Raw genomic sequence first — 16190 nt, 5'->3', positions numbered from 1 at the left:
CCGTTAGCGCCGACAGCCTTGCCGCTGTCACGGCGCGCGCGTAGAACGCGCCCGAACTGTCGGAAAGAGGGATCGACATGACCGCCCCCAAGGATTTCAACGACCGGATGCTTTCGCTTGGCTTGGCCCGCGTCAGCGAGGCGGCGGCCCATGCCTCGGCCCGGCTGATCGGGCGCGGCGACGAAAAGGCCGCCGACCAGGCCGCCGTGAACGCGATGCGCGACCAGTTGAACATGCTGGACATCAAGGGCGTCGTGGTGATCGGCGAGGGCGAGCGCGACGAGGCCCCGATGCTGTATATCGGCGAGGAGGTCGGCACCGGCCAGGGACCGGAGGTGGACATCGCCCTTGATCCGCTGGAAGGCACGACGCTGACCGCCAAGGACATGCCGAACGCGCTGACGGTGATCGCCATGGCCCCGCGCGGCACGCTGCTGCACGCGCCCGACGTCTATATGGAAAAACTGGCCATCGGGCCGGGCTATCCGACCGATGTGGTCAGCCTTGAGATGACTCCCGCGCAGCGGGTCCGCGCCCTGGCCGAGGCGCGCGGCGTGAAGGACAGCGACATCACCGTCTGCATCCTGGAACGCCCGCGCCACGAGGATCTGGTGGCCGAGGTGCGGTCCACCGGCGCGGCGATCCGGCTGATCACCGACGGCGACGTGGCGGGCGTGATCCACTGCGCCGAGGCCGAACTGACCGGCATCGACATGTATATGGGTTCGGGCGGCGCCCCCGAGGGGGTTCTGGCGGCCTCGGCGCTGAAATGCATGGGCGGGCAGATGTGGGGCAAGCTGCTGTTCCGCAACGACGACGAAAAGGGCCGCGCGCGCAAGGCGGGCATCACCGATCTGGATCGCATCTATGCCCGCGACGAGCTGGTGACGGGCGACGTGATCTTTGCCGCGACGGGCGTGACGAACGGGTCCATCGTGGCTGGGGTCAAGCGTGAACCCGGCTATCTGACGACCGAGACGATCCTGATGCGGTCCAAGACCGGCTCGGTGCGGCGGATGATCTATCGCAACCCGATCAGGTAAGGGGGCCTTGCCCCCCAAGAGGGTATTTGGACAAAGAAGAAGGTGCAGGCGTGGCGTTTCTGGGGATCGAGCGATCGCTGACAAATCGGCGATGGGTCGGCCCGGACGCCGAAACCGACCGGCTGGCCGAGGGTCTGGCGCAGCGCACCGGGCTGCCTTTGCCGGTGGCGCGCATCCTGGCCGAGCGCGGGGTCGAGGCCGAGGGCGCCGAGGGCTTCCTGACGCCGCGCCTGCGCGACCTTCTGCCCGACCCGCTGTCGCTGCGCGACATGGGGATCGCGGCGGAACGATTGGTCGCGGCTGCGGTCAAGGGCGAACGCATCGCCATCTTTGCCGATTACGACGTGGATGGGGGGTCGTCGGCGGCGCTGCTGCTGGACTGGCTGCGCCAGCAGGGCCGCGATGCGACCCTGTATATCCCTGACCGCATCGACGAGGGCTATGGTCCGAACGCGCCCGCCATGGCTGCCCTGGCCGCGGATCACGACCTGATCGTCTGCGTCGATTGCGGCACGCTGAGCCATGACGCCCTGGCCGCCGCCACGGGCACCGACGTGATCGTGCTGGATCACCATCTGGGCGGCGAGACCCTGCCCCCCGCCCTGGCGGTGGTGAACCCGAACCGCGCGGACGAGGACGGCTCTCTGGGTCATCTCTGCGCGGCAGGCGTGGTGTTCCTGACGCTGGTTCAGGCGGGACGCGTCTTGCGCGGCATGGGACAGCCGGAACCCGACCTGATGGCGATGCTGGATCTGGTGGCGCTGGCGACGGTGGCCGACGTGGCGCCGCTGACCGGCGTGAACCGGGCCTTCGTGCGGCAGGGGCTGGCGATCATGGCCCGCCGCCGCCGCCCCGGCCTGGTGGCGCTATCGGATGTGGCCCGCCTCGACGGGCCGCCCGCCGCCTTTCACCTGGGCTTCCTGCTGGGGCCGCGCATCAATGCCGGGGGCCGGGTGGGCCGCGCCGATCTGGGCGCGCTGTGCCTCGCCTGCCGTGATCCCCGCGAGGCGGGGCGGCTGGCCGCCGAACTGGACGGGCTGAACCGCGACCGCCGTGCCATCGAATCCGCCGTCCGCGACGAGGCCCTGGCCCAAGTCGAAGCGCGGGGTGATGCCCGCTTGTCCTGGGCCGCCGGTCCCGGCTGGCATCCAGGCGTCGTGGGCATCGTCGCCGCGCGCGTGAAAGAGGCGACCGACCTCCCCTCGGTCGTGATCGGGGTGGAGAACGGCATCGGCAAGGGATCGGCGCGTTCGGTGCCCGGCGTCGACCTGGGCCGCGCGATCCACCGGCTGGCGGATGAAGGCCTGCTGCTGAAGGGCGGCGGCCACATGATGGCCGCTGGCCTGACCGTGGCCGAGACGAAGATCCCTGCGGCGATGGAACGGCTGGCGGACCTGATCGCCGCCGATCTGGCCCAGCGGACGGGCGCGCGCGACCTGCGAATATCCGGCCTGCTGGAAGGCGCGGGCGCCACGCCGCAGATGTACCGCCAGCTTGAGGACGCCGGGCCTTACGGCCAGGCCGCCCCGGCGCCGCGCTTCGCCTTCGCCGACCAGTTGATCGACAGCGCGCAGACCATGGGCGACAGCCACCTGCGCCTGTCCTTCCGCAGCGCGGGCGGCCCGGCATTGGAGGCCGTGGCCTGGGGGGCGATGACCGGCCCGCTTGGCCCCGCGCTGATCAGCGCGCGGGGGCGGCGGTTCCATCTGGCAGGCAGGCTGGATCTGTCGACCTGGAACGGCCGCGAACGCCTGCGGCTGCGGCTGGAGGATGCGGCGCCTCTGTGACTGGTCAGCCGCGGCAAGCCCCGCTAACCTGCCCCCGACAATCGACAAGGGGACCGCGATGAAACTGACCTGGCTTGGACATTCCGGCTTTCGCCTGGAGATCGAGGATGCCGTGATCCTGATCGACCCCTGGATTTCAGGCAACCCGGTCTTCCCCGAGGACGCCCGCACTGACGCCATTGCGGGTGCCACCCATGTCCTGCTGACCCACGGCCATGGCGATCATTCCGGCGACACGCTGGCCATCGCCAAGGAACTGAAGATTCCCGTCGCGGGCATCTATGACCTGATCAACAGCTGGATCACCCATCACGACATCGAGGGCATCGGCTTCAACAAGGGCGGCACCGTCGATCTGGGCGGGGCCAAGGTGACGATGGTCAACGCCACTCATTCCAGTTCGCTGGACGGCGCGGACGGGCCGATCTATGCGGGCCACGAATCGGGCTACATGATCGCGGGCGAAGGCCATGTGATCTATGTCTCGGGTGATACCGACATCATGGCGGACATGGGCTGGATGGGCGAATACCACCGGCCCGATATCGGCATCCTGTCCGCCGGGGGCCATTTCACCATGGACATGCGCCGCGCCGCCTGGGCCGCCAGGAAATATTTCGACTTCAAGACCGTGATCCCCTGCCATTACAAGACCTTCCCCCTGCTGGAACAATCGGCGCAGGCGCTGATCGACGGGCTGCCGGGGGTGCGGGTAATCGAACCCCAGGTCATGAAGGCGATCGCGTTGTGAGTTTCCAGACCTTCGACGCCCCGGCGGGCGGCGGCGACCACGCGGCCCGGCTGGCGCAACTGCGCGCCCGGCTGGCAGCCGACGGCCTGGACGCCTTTATCATCCCCCGCGCCGACGCCCATCAGGGCGAATACGTGGCCGATGCCGATGCGCGGCTGGCCTGGCTGACGGGCTTCACCGGCAGCGCGGGCTTTGCCGTCGTGACGCCCGACCGCGCGGGCGTGTTCATCGACGGACGGTATCGCGTGCAGGTCAAGGCGCAGCTGGATCTGGACCATTTCACGCCGGTCCCCTGGCCGGAAACCAAGCCCTCGGACTGGCTGCGAGAGGCCTTGCCTGCGGGCGGACGCCTGGGCTTCGATCCGTGGCTGCACACCCGCCAGGAAATCGAGACGCTGGACAAGGCGCTTGCCGACAGCGGCATCGGCCTGATCGCGGTGGACCGCAACCCGCTGGACGCGATCTGGACAGACCGCCCCGCCCCGCCGGTGGGCCGGGCGCGCGCCCATGACGACGCGCTCGCGGGCGAAACCTCTGCCCAAAAGCGCGCCCGGCTGGCCGCGCAACTGCGCGACGAAGGGCAGGCGGCGGCGCTGCTGACTCTGCCCGATTCGATTTCCTGGCTGCTGAACATCCGGGGCAGCGACGTGCCCAAGAACCCCATCGTGCAGTCCTTCGCGGTGCTGTCGGATGACGGTCATGTCGCCCTGTTCGCGGACCCGGCCAAATTCGACGACGCCCTGCGCGCCCATCTGGGCAACCAGGTCGCGATCCTGCATCCCGAGGGCCTGCCCGCCGCGCTGCTGGATCTGGAAGGCCCGGTTCGCCTCGACCCCGCCTCGGCCCCCGAGGCGGCGTTCCGCCTGCTGGACAGCGCCAACACCCGGATCGCCCCCGCCACCGACCCGGCGATCCTGCCCAAGGCGCGCAAGAACGCCGCCGAATTGGAGGGGATGCGCGCCGCACATCTGCGCGACGGGGTGGCGATGACGCGGCTGCTGGCCTGGCTGGACGCGCAGGATCCGGCGGACCTGACCGAGATCGACGTGGTGGAAAAGCTGGAAGCCCTTCGCCGCGAGGCCGGGATTACCGATATCAGCTTCGACACGATCTGCGGCGCCGGGCCGAACGGCGCGATCGTCCATTACCGCGTCACCCGCGCCACCAACCGCCGTCTGGCAGCGGGCGAGGTGCTGCTGATCGATTCCGGCGGACAATATCCCGACGGCACCACCGACATCACCCGCACGGTGGCCCTGGGGTCGCCGCTGCGGGACGCCGTGGCCCCCTATACAGCCGTCCTGCGAGGCATGATCGCGATCAGCCGGGCGCGCTTTCCGAAAGGTGTGGCGGGCGCGCATCTGGACGCCTTGGCGCGGCAATACCTATGGTCGCAGGGCCTGGACTACGATCATGGCACCGGCCACGGCGTGGGCGCCGCCTTGTGCGTCCACGAAGGCCCTGCCCGCATCAGCCGGGCCAGTACCCTGCCCCTGGAAGCCGGGATGATCCTGTCGAACGAGCCGGGCTATTACCGCGAAGGCGCCTTCGGCATCCGCATCGAAAACCTGATCGCCATCACCGAGGCGGAATCCGAACCGGGCCGGGCCATGCTGGGGTTTCAGACGTTGACGCTGTGTCCCATCGACCGCCGCCTGATCGACATCGCGGCGCTGTCGCGGGACGAAATAGACTGGCTGGACGCCTATCACCTGCGTGTCCGCGATGGGCTGTCGCCGCACCTGAACGATGAAACGCGCCGATGGCTCGAAAAGGCGACCCTGCCCCTGGAGACTTCTTCTTTGTAAAAATACCCTCGGCGGTCCGGGCACGGGGCTTCGCCCGTTCGTCGCAGAAAAACGTCCACTGGACCTTTCCTCCGGGCGCTTCTTACCCCCCGCCACCGCGGGGCGCAAATCACAGCGCGTCGAGGATCCGTGCCGCCTCGTCCTTGCAGGGCGTCAGTGCCCCCCGATCCTCGCCCGGAAAGAACCGCGCGCGCACGGCGGTCGGCATCGGCGCGGGCTGGGCGATGACGACGCGCGGCCCGACCGCAGCGCTTTCGGCCTGCCAACTGCGGGCCAGGGCGATCTGGCCCGCCTTGGTCGCGCCGTAGGCCCCGAAGAACTTCTCCCCGGCGCGCGGATCGTCGAAGAACAGCGCGGTTCCCTGACGGGCGCGCAGCAGCGGCTCCAGCAGCGCGATCAGCCCGCGCGTCACGTCCATGTTGACCAGCACCGACTTCGCCCAGTCCTTGCCGTCCACATGCGGCGCGGGGGCCAGGGGCGCGGCGTGGACCGCGCAATGCGCCCACAGATCCAGCCCGCCCCAGCGGCTCAGCGCCGCCTGGGCCAGTTGCTGCATGGCGGGCGCCTCGGCCACGTCCATCGGCGCAAGCGTCGCGCTGCCGCCCGCGCGGCGGATGCGGTCGTCCAGTTCCTCCAGCGCGCCGACTGTCCGCGCCACCGCCAGAACGTGATAGCCGCGCGCGGCCAGATCCTCGGCCAGGGCAGCGCCCAGGCCGCGCGATGCGCCGGTGATCAGCGCGATTTTGGGTGTCTCTGTCATGGCTTGTCCCTTGCCACCGGCCCGGCGCCTTCGCAAGGCGCGCCATGCAAAAAGGCCCCCGAAGGGGCCTTTGAAAACCTGCGACCGATCAGCGCGCGCCTACGTCCACATAATCGCGCTTGCCTTCGCCCACATAAAGCTGGCGCGGGCGGCCGATCTTGTTCTGCGGATCGGCGATCATTTCCTTCCACTGCGCGATCCAGCCCACCGTGCGCGACAGCGCGAAGATCGGCGTGAACATCGAGGTCGGGAAGCCCATCGCCTCCAGGATAATGCCGGAATAGAAATCGACGTTGGGATACAGCTTCTTCTCGATGAAGTACTCGTCCTCCAGCGCGATCTTTTCCAGCTCCTTCGCCACTTGCAGCGTCGGGTTGTCACGGACGCCCAGCAGGTCCAGAACCTCGTCGGCGGATTCCTTCATCACCTTGGCGCGCGGGTCGAAGTTCTTGTAGACCCGGTGGCCGAAGCCCATCAGCTTGAACGGATCGCTCTTGTCCTTGGCGCGGGCGATGAATTCGGGAATCCGGTCCACCGTCCCGATCTCGCGCAGCATTTCCAGCGCGGCCTGGTTGGCCCCGCCATGCGCCGGACCCCACAGGCAGGCGATCCCCGCTGCGATGCAGGCGAAGGGATTGGCCCCCGACGACCCCGCCAGACGCACGGTCGAGGTCGAGGCGTTCTGTTCGTGATCGGCGTGCAGCGTGAAGATACGGTCCATGGCACGGGCCAGGGCCGGATCCACATGGTATTTCTCGGCCGGGACCGAGAAGCACATGTGCAGGAAATTGCTGGCGTAATCCAGTTCGTTCTGCGGATAGACGAAGGGCTGGCCGATCGAATATTTATAGGCCATCGCGGCGATGGTCGGCAGCTTGGCGATCAGCCGGATCGAGGCGACCTCGCGCTGCCAGGAATCGTTGATGTCGGTCGAATCGTGGTAGAAGGCCGACATCGCGCCGACCACGCCCACCATGGTCGCCATCGGATGCGCGTCGCGGCGGAAGCCGCGGAAGAAGTTGTGCATCTGTTCGTGCACCATCGTGTGACGGGTCACGCGACGCTCGAAATCCTCCATCTGCTCGGCGGTGGGCAGATCGCCGTACAGCAGCAGGTAGCATACTTCCAGGTAATGCGACTTGGCGGCAAGCTGTTCGATGGGATAGCCGCGATACCACAATTCGCCCTTGTCGCCGTCGATGAAGGTGATGGTCGAATCGCAGCTTGCGGTCGAGGTGAAGCCGGGGTCATAGGTGAACACATCCGCCTGCCCGTACAGCTTGCGGATGTCCAGCACGTCCGGTCCCTGGGTGGGATGAAGGATCGGCAGCTCGTATTCGGCGTCGTTGATCTTGAGTGTGGCGGTCTTCGCGTCGGCCATCCAAAGCGTCCTTTCCGGCTGGGCCGGGCCGACCTTTGCGCGCGCGGGGGGCGACTTCGCAGGGACGACCCTGGCATGTAAGGGCAGGCGTCAGCCTGCCAATTCCGTCTGGTCCTGAAGCCGGGCCAGCGATTCCTCGCGGCCTAGCGCCGTCATCATGTCGAACACGCTGGGGGTCGTCGTCCGGCCGGCCAGGGCGGCGCGCAACGGCGCCGCAAGTTTGCCCAAGCCCACGCCGTTCTCCTCGGCGACCCGCTTGGCCGCCCCCTCCAGCTCGTCTCGGGTCCAGCTAACATGCTGCACTGCGGCAGTCAATGTGGACAGCATACCACGGGATACCGTGTCCAGAGACTTCGACGCTTTTTCGTCCATCTCGACCGGCCGGTCGATCAGGGCGAATCGCGCCTGGTCCAGCAGTTGCGGCAGGGTTTTCGCCTTTTCCTTCAACGCCGGAAGCGCTGCGGCGACCCGATCCCTTTGACGCTGCGTCAGCGCAGGCGCCCCGGTTTCCGACAGGAAGTCGTCCAGGGCAGCCAGCAGATCCGCATCCGCCATGGCGCCGATATGGTGGCCGCTCACATGCTCCAGTTTCTTGAAGTCCAGCCGCGCGGGCGCCCGACCGATGCCCGGCAGGTCGAACCAGTCGCGCGCCTGGGCGTCGTCGAACAATTCGTCGTCGCCATGGCTCCAGCCCAGCCGCGCCAGGTAATTGCGCATCGCCGCAGGGGGATAGCCCAGGGCCGCGAATTCATGCAGGCCGACGGCGCCGTGGCGTTTCGACAGCTTCTTGCCGTCCTCGCCGTGGATCAGCGGGATATGGGCGAAGACCGGGCGCGGCCAGCCCATCGCGTCGAAGATCTGCACCTGCCGGAAGGTGTTGGTCAGATGGTCGTCGCCCCGGATCACATGGGTCACGCCCATGTCGTGATCGTCCACCACCACCGCCAGCATATAGGTGGGTGTGCCGTCCGAACGCAGGATGATCATGTCGTCCAGCTGGTCGTTGGCGACCCGGACCTGGCCCTGCACGGCATCGTCGATGACCGTCTCGCCGTCGCGCGGCGCGCGCAGGCGGATCGCATAGGGGCGGTCCGGCAGGTCGGTCGCGTCACGCCAGGGGCTTTGGAACGGCTGGCGGGGGTTGGCCTCGCGCCAGGCGGCGATTTCCTCGGGCGTGGAAAAGCACTTGTAGGCTGTACCGTCGGCCAGCATCTGGCGCGCGACGGCGGCATGGCGGTCGCGGCGCTCGAACTGGCTGATCGGATCGCCGTCCCAGTCGAGGCCCAGCCAGGTCAGCCCCTTCAGGATCGCCTCGGTCGCCTCGGGGGTGGACCGGGCGCGGTCGGTATCCTCGATCCGCAGCAGGAACTTGCCGCCCCGGCCGCGCGCGTAAAGCCAGTTGAACAGCGCCGTGCGCGCCCCGCCGATATGCAGGTATCCCGTCGGGGACGGCGCGAAGCGGGTGACAACCTGGGTATCGGACATGGCGGCCTTCCTTGGGTCGATGCGGCATTAACACTTTGGTAAGCAGTCCATGCCATCCTTCGCGGCAGGAATAGAGAAGCCGGTGCGAAAGGACAAGAATGGCCGCCGCCCAGGGCGACATCACCGCGCTGCCGGGGTTTTCCGGCGCGCGGGCCGCGCCGCGTCCTGCGGCAGCGCGGCCCGCCCGGATGGCGGCCACGCAGCGCGCCGGTCTGTTCGCCTGGGTGCCGGTCTGCATGGCGGCGGGGATCGCGCTGTGGTTCGCCCTGCCCGTTGCGCCAGGCGTCAGTATCTGGACCGCGCTTGGCCTGCTGGCATTGGTGGCGCTTGCGGCGGGACGGGTCGCGCTGCCTTGGGCCGAAGGCGGGCGGATCGGCTGGCCGCTGGCCGACGCGCTGCGGATCGGGTCCATGGCGCTGTTGCTGGTCATCCTGGGCTTCGGCCTGATCGGGCTGCGGTCGGCGATGGTTGCCGCGCCGGTGATGGAATGGCGCTATTACGGCCCCATTGAGGGGCGGCTGGTGGACATCGACCGTTCCGCCCGCGACCGGATCCGGCTGACGCTGGACCGGGTGGTGCTGCGGGACACCGCGCCCGACCGCACCCCCGACAAGGTGCGGCTGTCGCTGATGGACCAGACCGACCCGCTGCCGCCCCTGGGCCAGCGGGTGATGCTGACCGGCCATCTTGGCCCACCGCCCGCCCCGGCCTCTCCGGGCAGCTTCGATTTCCGCTGGCTCGCCTGGTTCGAGGGGCTGGGCGCGGTCGGCTATACCCGCACCCCCATCATGACGGTCGAACCGGCCGAGGGCGGGCTGTGGGCCATGCACCGCGCGCGCATGGCGGTCAGCCGGGCGATCCAGGACGGCATCGGCGGCCAGGAAGGAGCCGTCGCCTCGGCCCTGATGACCGGCGACCGCTCGGGGATCGAGGAAGCCACGAACGAGGTCATGCGGGCCTCGAACCTGTATCACATCATCTCGATCTCGGGCCTGCACATGTCGATGCTGGCGGGCTTCGTCTATACCGCCCTGCGAATGGCCCTGGTGCTGGCGCAGGGCCTGGGCGCGCCCCTGCCGCAGGCGGTCCACAAGCTTGCGGCGCTTGGCGCGCTGGCCGCGTCGGCCGCCTATCTGTGGCTGTCGGGTGGCGGGGTCGCCACCGAGCGGGCCTTCGTGATGGTCGCGGTGATGCTGCTGGCGATCATCGCCGACCGGCGGGCCATATCGCTGCGCACCATCGCCCTGGCCGCGACCATCATCCTGATCTATTCGCCCGAGGCCGTGACCCAGCCCGGCTTCCAGATGAGCTTCGCGGCCACCGTCGCGCTGATCCTGTCGGCCGGTCCCTGGGCGCGCGTGGCCCCGAACCTGCCCTTCTGGCTGCGGCCGGTGGCGATGCTGATCGTGTCGTCGCTGGTGGCATCCATCGCCACCTCGCCGCTGGCGGCGGCGCATTTCAACCGGATGGCGCAATACGGCCTGCTGGCCAACCTTCTGGTGGTGCCGGTGATGGGCGCCCTGGTGATGCCTGCGGGCGTGATCGGCGCGCTGCTGGCCCCGATCGGGCTGGCGGGTCCGGCGCTGTGGGTGATGGGCCTGGGCACCCGCTGGATGCTGTGGGTCGCGGATTATGTGGCGGGCCTGGGCGGCGCGGTCACCGCCCTGCCCCTGCCCCCCGCGCCGGTGATCCCGCTGATGTGCTTCGGCGCCACGCTGGCGGTGCTGTGCTGGCAGGGACTGGCCCTGCGGCGCAGCCTGACGGGCGCGGGATTGCTGGCCGGGATGGCGATGCTGGCGGCCTCGGGCGCGATCTGGCTAACCGCCAGCCGCCCGCTGCTGCTGGTCGCACCCGAGGGCGAGGCCGTCGGTCTGATGACGGCGCAGGGCCGGGCAGCTTCAAAACCTTCGGGCGGGGCCTTCGTGGTCACTACCTGGCTGCAAGAGGACGGCGACATCGCCACGCAAGAGCAATCGGCCGCCCGCCCCACCTGGCAGGGCGACAAGCGCGACCGCATGGCCGCGCTGCCGCAGGGCTGGCAAATCTGGCATTTCACCGGCAAGGGGGCCGAGACCCGCGCCCCCGCCGCCTGTCAGCCACGGCGCATCGTCGTGGTCGCGGCAAGGGTCAAGGGGGGCGACTGGCCCTGCCTGATGCTGGACTAGTCGCGCTTGCGGGAAACCGGGGCCATGGCCATCGGCTTCGATGACGACGGCCCGGTCCTGCGCGGCGTCAACGCCGCGCGCCGCGATCCGGGCTGATCAGATCCCCGCGTCGATGATCGCGCGGGCCAGGACCGGCACCGTATGCTGGTTCAGCCCGGCGATGTTCAGGCGCGAATCGCCGACCATATAGATCGCCGCGTCGGTTTTCAGCTTCTGGACCTGTTCCGGCGTCGCGCCCAGACGCGAGAACATGCCGCGATGCTGGCCGATGAAGTCGAAACGGTCGCTGCCCGATAGATCGCGCAGTTCGGACGCCAGTTGCGCGCGCAGCCCCAGCATGGTGTTCCGAACCTCCTCCAGCTCGGCGGCCCAGTCGGCGCGCAAGGCCTCGTCCGTCAGGATGGTGCTGACGATCCGGGAGCCGTGGTCGGGCGGGAAGGAATAGTTCTGGCGGTTCAGGAACGCCATCGAGCCTTGCGCCAGATCGCGCGCGGCACTGTTTTCCGCCAACGCGAACAGGATCCCGGTGCGTTCGCGATAGATGCCGAAGTTCTTGCTGCAGGACGCGGCGATCAGCACCTCGGGCAGGCGGGCGGCGATCAGGCGGGTCGCCTCGGCATCGGCGTCAAGCCCGTCGCCGAAGCCCTGATAGGCCAGGTCGATCAGCGGGATGGCGCCGGACTTTTCAAGGATCGCGGCGATCTCGGCCCATTGCTCCGGCGTCAGGTTCGCGCCGGTCGGGTTGTGGCAGCAGCCGTGCAGCAGCACGATGTCGCCCTTGCCGGCCTTGGCGATGTCGGCCTTCAGCCCATCGAAATCGACGCCGCGCGTTTCAGCGTCGAAATAGCGGTATTCCACGAAGGGCAGGCCCATGAACTTCATGATCGACAGGTGGTTGGGCCAGGTCGGGTTCGAGACATGGACCGTCACCCCCGGATTGGCCAGCCGCGCCAGTTCCAGCGCCTGCCGGATCGCGCCGGTGCCGCCCACCGTCGCCAGCGACGCCAGCCGGTCCGAGGGCACGTCCCGCAAAACCATCCGCGCCATGGCGTCGCGGTAATCCGTTTCTCCGGCCAGCCCCGTATAGGCCTTAGTCGTCTGGGTTTCCCAGATCCGCTGTTCCGCCGCCTTGACCGCCCGCATGACCGGCGTCACCCCCTGCGGATCCTTGTAGACGCCGACGCCCAGGTCGATCTTGCCCTGCCGGGTATCGGCCTTGAATTCCTCGATCAGCTTCAGGATCGAATCGGGGGCTTGCGGTTTGAGGTTCGACAGCATCAGGCGTCTCCGGTTGCGATGGGCAGGTCGGGGAAGCTGCCCCATTCGGTCCAGCTTCCGTCGTAAAGCGAGTGGTTGCGGTGCCCGATCCGCTCCAACGCCAGGGACAGCACGGCGGCGGTAACGCCGCTGCCGCAACTGGTGATGACGGGCTTTTTCAGATCGACCCCGGCGGCCTCGAATTCCGCGCGCAGGGACTCGGGCGCCTTCATCGTGCCGTCGGCGTTCAGCAGCCGCCCGAAGGGGACGTTCTTCGCGCCGGGGATATGGCCGGAGCGCAGGCCGGGGCGCGGCTCGGGCGCCTCGCCCCGGAACCGTTCGGCGGCGCGGGCGTCGACGATGTCGTGATCGCCCAGCTTGCTGGCGGCGGCGACCTGGGTCACGTCGCGCACCAGCCCCGCCTGGCGCTGCACGGTGATGTGGCGGTCGCGCAGGATCGGCGGCATGTCCTCGGTCGGGCGGCCCTCGGCCTGCCACTTGGCGAAGCCGCCGTCCAGCACCGCCACGTCGGTCTTGCCCATCAGCCGGAAGGTCCACCAGACCCGCGCGGCGCTGCGCACGTCGGAATTGTCATAGATGACGACCTGATGCCCGTCGCCCACGCCCATCGCCCGCATCCGGGAAATGAACAGTTCCACCGGCGGCGCCATGTGCGGCAGGGCGGACCGCTTGTCGGAAATCGCGTCGATGTCGAAAAACCGCGCGCCGGGAATATGCGCCGCGTCATATTCGACCCGGCCGTCGCGGCCGGTGGCGGGCATGTGCCAGCTTGCATCCAGGATGCGCAGGTCGGGATCGGTCAGATGCGCCGCCAGCCATTCGGTCGAGACCAGCGTTTTCGGATCGTCCTGCATGGCCCTCTCCGCTCATGATGCGGGCCTGATCTACAGGGCGATGCCCGCCCGCGCAATGGCCTGTCAGCCCTGCTTCAGCAGCCGCTGCTTCTGGCGGTTCCAGTCGCGCTTGGCGTCGGTTTCGCGCTTGTCGTGGTTCTTCTTGCCCTTGGCGACGCCGATCTTCAGCTTCACGATGCCACGGTGGTTGAAATACATCACCAGCGGCACCAGCGTCATCCCCTCGCGCCCGACGGCCTGCCACAGCCGGGCCAGTTCCTTGCGGCTGACCAGCAGCTTGCGCTTGCGGCGTTCCTCGTGCCCGAACACGCCGGCCTGCTTGTAGGCGGCGATATAGCCGTTGATCAGCCACAATTCGCCATCCTCGACCGAGGCATAGCTTTCGGCGATGTTCGACTGGCCGGTGCGCAGGGACTTCACCTCGGACCCCGTCAGGACGATCCCGACCTCGAGGTCGCTTTCGATGAAGTAATCGAAGCGCGCCCGCCGGTTCTCGGCGATGATCTTGTAGTTCTTGTCAGGATCCGTGGCCATGAAGGGTCAGATAGGGGCACGACAGGGATGTGTAAAGACAGACAGATGCGTTGCCGGACCCTGCTTTGCTACGCAGGCGCGATCCCGGCCGGTTTCTTCCCGGACCAGCCCGCCGGGAAAGAGAAAACGGCAGGCTGCAAGCCTGCCGCTTCATTTCACAGCCAGAAGGCGTCAGACGCGTTTCTTCCGGCGACGAAGTGCTGCCAGACCACCTACGCCGCCCAGCAGCAACAGGGCCGAAGCAGGCAGCGGGACCGGGGCAGGTTCATTGGCGACCAGGAACAGGCTATCGGGTCCATCGTTCAGATCCTCCCAGTTCACTGCAAAGCTTACCAGATCCGTCAGCGCATATCCGGCCAAGCTGGTAAATCCGGTAAGCAGGTAATCGGCAAACCCGACGCCGTTGTTGTTGTTCCCCACATTGCCGGTGGACCCCATGTAGCTGTCCACCACGCCGCCGTTCACGGACATCGTGAAGAAGGCAAGCGTCTGCGGCGTGTTCGTATCGTTTACGTCCACCCCGACAGCAAACCCGCCGGGGAACAGATCCAGCAGGGATCCAACGGTATAGGTGGGCGACGCCGCGCCAACCGTGTCTATGTTTCCGCCGTTGTTGTATACGGTGTAATCGAACCCTCCGGGCTGTTGCGGGCAATTGACGCCGCTGATGATGCACGGGCTGTTCTGGGCGTGCTGGTAGGTATTCTCCGTTACAGACACCAGATCCAGCGTGGCCGCATTCGCGATGTTGCCAAACATCGCAAACGCCGAGACGGCTGACGCCGCAAAAACGGTTTTCATACTAAGCACAACTAGCCTCCTCCCAGCAGTTTGCATTCTGGCAGTGTGAGGTCATATGCGCTGCCTCCCAAGCGTTAATCGTTAAAGACCCGCGTCTTGCAATCGGAAGCGGATAAATCCCGATATTTCGACCACCTCAGGGTAGAACCATGTTCATACTTATTAGCTCATATCGGAGAGACCTTCCCAATGTGGGCCAACACCCGAATCATTCAGCGACCGGCAAGCCTCTGATCCAAGTCCCGCATCCTGCATCGGGCAGAACCCAAATACCCCCGATCCAGAGGGGCAGACATGGCAGAACTGGCGGTTGAACTCGAACCACCGGCAAGGCAAGACTTGCTGCCACCATGCACCCCGGCCCTCGCAATCTCATCACCGACATCCCCGGCCTGCGCGTCGGCAATGCCGCCGATCCGCGCCTGAAATCCGGCGTCACGGTGCTGACCGGCGACAAGCCGTTCACGGCGGCCGTCCATGTCATGGGCGGGGCGCCGGGGACGCGGGAAACCCACCTGCTGGCCCCTGACAAGCTGGTAAGTCAGGCCGATGCGCTTGTCCTGTCGGGCGGGTCGGCGTTCGGGCTGGCGGCCTGCGACGGGGTGATGGCGGGGCTGGCTGCTGCGGGACGCGGCTTTGCCGTGGGCGCGGCGCGGGTGCCGATCGTACCGGGCGCCATCGTCTTCGACCTGCTGAACGGCGGCGACAAGGCGTGGACGCAGAACCCCTATCCCGCGCTTGGCGGGGCTGCCTTCGAGGCCGCCGGCGCGGATTTCGCCATCGGCACGGCGGGCGCGGGGACCGGGGCCACGACCGGGAACCTCAAGGGCGGGCTGGGATCGGCCTCGGCGGTGCTGGCCAGCGGCGCGACGGTGGGCGCCCTGGTCGTGGTCAACGCACTGGGCCGCGCCACGGTCGGCGAGACCCGGCATTTCTGGGCCGCACCGTGGGAACTGGATGCGGAATTCGGCGGGCTTGGCCTGCCAGCCGTCTTTCCGGCCGATCACGAGCCGCAGCCCGCCAAGCGGATGGGAGAGGCCACCACCATCGCCATCGTGGCCACCGACGCGGCCTTGGACAAACCCGCGCTGCAACGGCTGGCGACCGCCGCGCATGACGGCATGGCGCGCGCGCTTGTCCCCAGCCATACGCCCCTCGACGGCGATCTGGTCTTTGCGGTCTCGACCGGCGCAAGGCCGCTGGCCGATCCGGTCGCCGATTCGTTCCTGCTGGGCCATGCCGCCGCATCCTGCCTGGCGCGGGCGATTGCGCGGGCGGTCCATGCCGCCAGCCCCCGGCCGGGCGACGGCCAACCCTGCTGGCGCAACCTGCGCGCCTGAAAAGGGCGACGTGCAAGCCGCACGCCGCCCCGTCAGAGAGAGAGGGTCGCCAAGAGGGAAGCTTGACGATGCCTGTCCAACGCAGCCGATTGCCATTGGTTCACCGCTTTCGCCCTATGCGCGATTTTTTTCCGATCCGCGCGGCCCTGCGGCGATCTTTTGACATCGCCGCGACCGCGTGCTGATCATGGGCCAACCCGAGG

13 protein-coding genes are annotated in these 16190 nt (G+C 67.9%); 6 read left to right on the top strand and 7 right to left on the bottom strand.

Going from position 1 to position 16190, the window contains the following annotated elements; translation table 11 throughout:
• Positions 1–77 precede the first annotated feature (77 nt).
• From glpX to PARHAE_RS05905, 4 genes are read left to right on the top strand one after another with little or no spacing between them, the layout of a single operon-like run.
• Positions 78–1043 (top strand): class II fructose-bisphosphatase, encoded by a 966-nt coding sequence (gene glpX, locus PARHAE_RS05920; RefSeq protein WP_126153680.1) that lies wholly within the window; start codon positions 78–80, stop codon positions 1041–1043.
• Positions 1044–1093: 50 nt separating this feature from the next.
• Positions 1094–2830 carry a single-stranded-DNA-specific exonuclease RecJ gene (gene recJ, locus PARHAE_RS05915; protein WP_126153679.1) on the top strand — a complete coding sequence of 579 codons (1737 nt, stop codon included), beginning with the start codon at positions 1094–1096 and terminating at the stop codon, positions 2828–2830.
• Positions 2831–2888: 58 nt separating this feature from the next.
• Positions 2889–3581 (top strand): metal-dependent hydrolase, encoded by a 693-nt coding sequence (locus PARHAE_RS05910; protein ID WP_126153678.1) that lies wholly within the window; start codon positions 2889–2891, stop codon positions 3579–3581.
• Positions 3578–5389, top strand: a complete 1812-nt coding sequence (locus PARHAE_RS05905; protein ID WP_126153677.1) for an aminopeptidase P family protein — start codon at positions 3578–3580, stop codon at positions 5387–5389. Before PARHAE_RS05910 ends, PARHAE_RS05905 begins: the two co-directional genes overlap by 4 nt.
• Before the next feature lie 109 nt (positions 5390–5498).
• On the opposite strand, the gene PARHAE_RS05900 is transcribed toward PARHAE_RS05905, so the two are convergent.
• From PARHAE_RS05900 to gltX, 3 genes are all read right to left on the bottom strand, one after another.
• A complete protein-coding gene (locus PARHAE_RS05900) occupies positions 5499–6149 on the bottom strand; it encodes an SDR family NAD(P)-dependent oxidoreductase (RefSeq protein WP_126153676.1) in 651 nt (216 codons plus the stop codon).
• Between the two features lie 88 nt (positions 6150–6237).
• Entirely contained in the window at positions 6238–7530 is a 1293-nt protein-coding gene (gltA, locus tag PARHAE_RS05895) for a citrate synthase (protein ID WP_126153675.1), read from the bottom strand.
• Positions 7531–7620: 90 nt separating this feature from the next.
• Entirely contained in the window at positions 7621–9015 is a 1395-nt protein-coding gene (gene gltX, locus PARHAE_RS05890) for a glutamate--tRNA ligase (protein WP_126153674.1), read from the bottom strand.
• A 98-nt stretch (positions 9016–9113) separates the two neighbouring features.
• Between gltX and PARHAE_RS05885 the strand changes: the two genes are divergently transcribed.
• Positions 9114–11180 (top strand): ComEC/Rec2 family competence protein, encoded by a 2067-nt coding sequence (locus PARHAE_RS05885; RefSeq protein ID WP_126153673.1) that lies wholly within the window; start codon positions 9114–9116, stop codon positions 11178–11180.
• 96 nt (positions 11181–11276) lie between these two features.
• Here PARHAE_RS05885 and PARHAE_RS05880 read toward each other — a convergent pair whose 3' ends face one another.
• The 4 genes from PARHAE_RS05880 to PARHAE_RS05865 all read right to left on the bottom strand — a co-directional run bounded on the left by PARHAE_RS05880 (position 11277) and on the right by PARHAE_RS05865 (position 14647).
• Positions 11277–12458, bottom strand: coding sequence for an amino acid aminotransferase (locus PARHAE_RS05880; protein ID WP_126153672.1), 1182 nt, complete (start codon positions 12456–12458; stop codon positions 11277–11279).
• Positions 12458–13312, bottom strand: a complete 855-nt coding sequence (gene sseA / locus PARHAE_RS05875) for a 3-mercaptopyruvate sulfurtransferase (RefSeq protein WP_126153671.1) — start codon at positions 13310–13312, stop codon at positions 12458–12460. The genes PARHAE_RS05880 and sseA overlap by 1 nt, the downstream gene beginning before the upstream one ends.
• 63 nt (positions 13313–13375) lie before the next feature.
• Positions 13376–13846, bottom strand: a complete 471-nt coding sequence (smpB, locus tag PARHAE_RS05870) for an SsrA-binding protein SmpB (protein ID WP_126153670.1) — start codon at positions 13844–13846, stop codon at positions 13376–13378.
• Positions 13847–14017: 171 nt separating this feature from the next.
• A complete protein-coding gene (locus PARHAE_RS05865; RefSeq protein WP_241232685.1) occupies positions 14018–14647 on the bottom strand; it encodes a VPLPA-CTERM sorting domain-containing protein in 630 nt (209 codons plus the stop codon).
• A 350-nt stretch (positions 14648–14997) separates the two neighbouring features.
• Here PARHAE_RS05865 and PARHAE_RS05860 point away from each other — a divergent pair, with 350 nt between their 5' ends.
• The gene (locus PARHAE_RS05860; RefSeq protein ID WP_126153668.1) at positions 14998–15987 is read left to right on the top strand and encodes a P1 family peptidase; all 990 of its coding nucleotides are present in this window, start codon (positions 14998–15000) and stop codon (positions 15985–15987) included.
• Positions 15988–16190: the final 203 nt, after the last annotated feature.

The organism is Paracoccus haematequi (genome assembly GCF_900631945.1).
GTDB classification, from domain to species: domain Bacteria; phylum Pseudomonadota; class Alphaproteobacteria; order Rhodobacterales; family Rhodobacteraceae; genus Paracoccus; species Paracoccus haematequi_A.
The sequence above is the reverse complement of the archived record's forward strand: the minus strand, read 5'-3'. Positions and strand labels throughout refer to the sequence as shown.

Coding starts and splice junctions, on each gene's coding strand:
- glpX (WP_126153680.1), top strand. CDS start 78: ATGACCGCCCCCAAGGATTTCAACGACCGGATGCTTTCGCTTGGCTTG.
- PARHAE_RS05910 (WP_126153678.1), top strand. CDS start 2,889: ATGAAACTGACCTGGCTTGGACATTCCGGCTTTCGCCTGGAGATCGAG.
- PARHAE_RS05900 (WP_126153676.1), bottom strand. CDS start 6,149: ATGACAGAGACACCCAAAATCGCGCTGATCACCGGCGCATCGCGCGGC.
- gltA (WP_126153675.1), bottom strand. CDS start 7,530: ATGGCCGACGCGAAGACCGCCACACTCAAGATCAACGACGCCGAATAC.
- gltX (WP_126153674.1), bottom strand. CDS start 9,015: ATGTCCGATACCCAGGTTGTCACCCGCTTCGCGCCGTCCCCGACGGGA.
- PARHAE_RS05885 (WP_126153673.1), top strand. CDS start 9,114: ATGGCCGCCGCCCAGGGCGACATCACCGCGCTGCCGGGGTTTTCCGGC.
- PARHAE_RS05880 (WP_126153672.1), bottom strand. CDS start 12,458: ATGCTGTCGAACCTCAAACCGCAAGCCCCCGATTCGATCCTGAAGCTG.
- sseA (WP_126153671.1), bottom strand. CDS start 13,312: ATGCAGGACGATCCGAAAACGCTGGTCTCGACCGAATGGCTGGCGGCG.
- smpB (WP_126153670.1), bottom strand. CDS start 13,846: ATGGCCACGGATCCTGACAAGAACTACAAGATCATCGCCGAGAACCGG.
- PARHAE_RS05865 (WP_241232685.1), bottom strand. CDS start 14,647: ATGAAAACCGTTTTTGCGGCGTCAGCCGTCTCGGCGTTTGCGATGTTT.
- PARHAE_RS05860 (WP_126153668.1), top strand. CDS start 14,998: ATGCACCCCGGCCCTCGCAATCTCATCACCGACATCCCCGGCCTGCGC.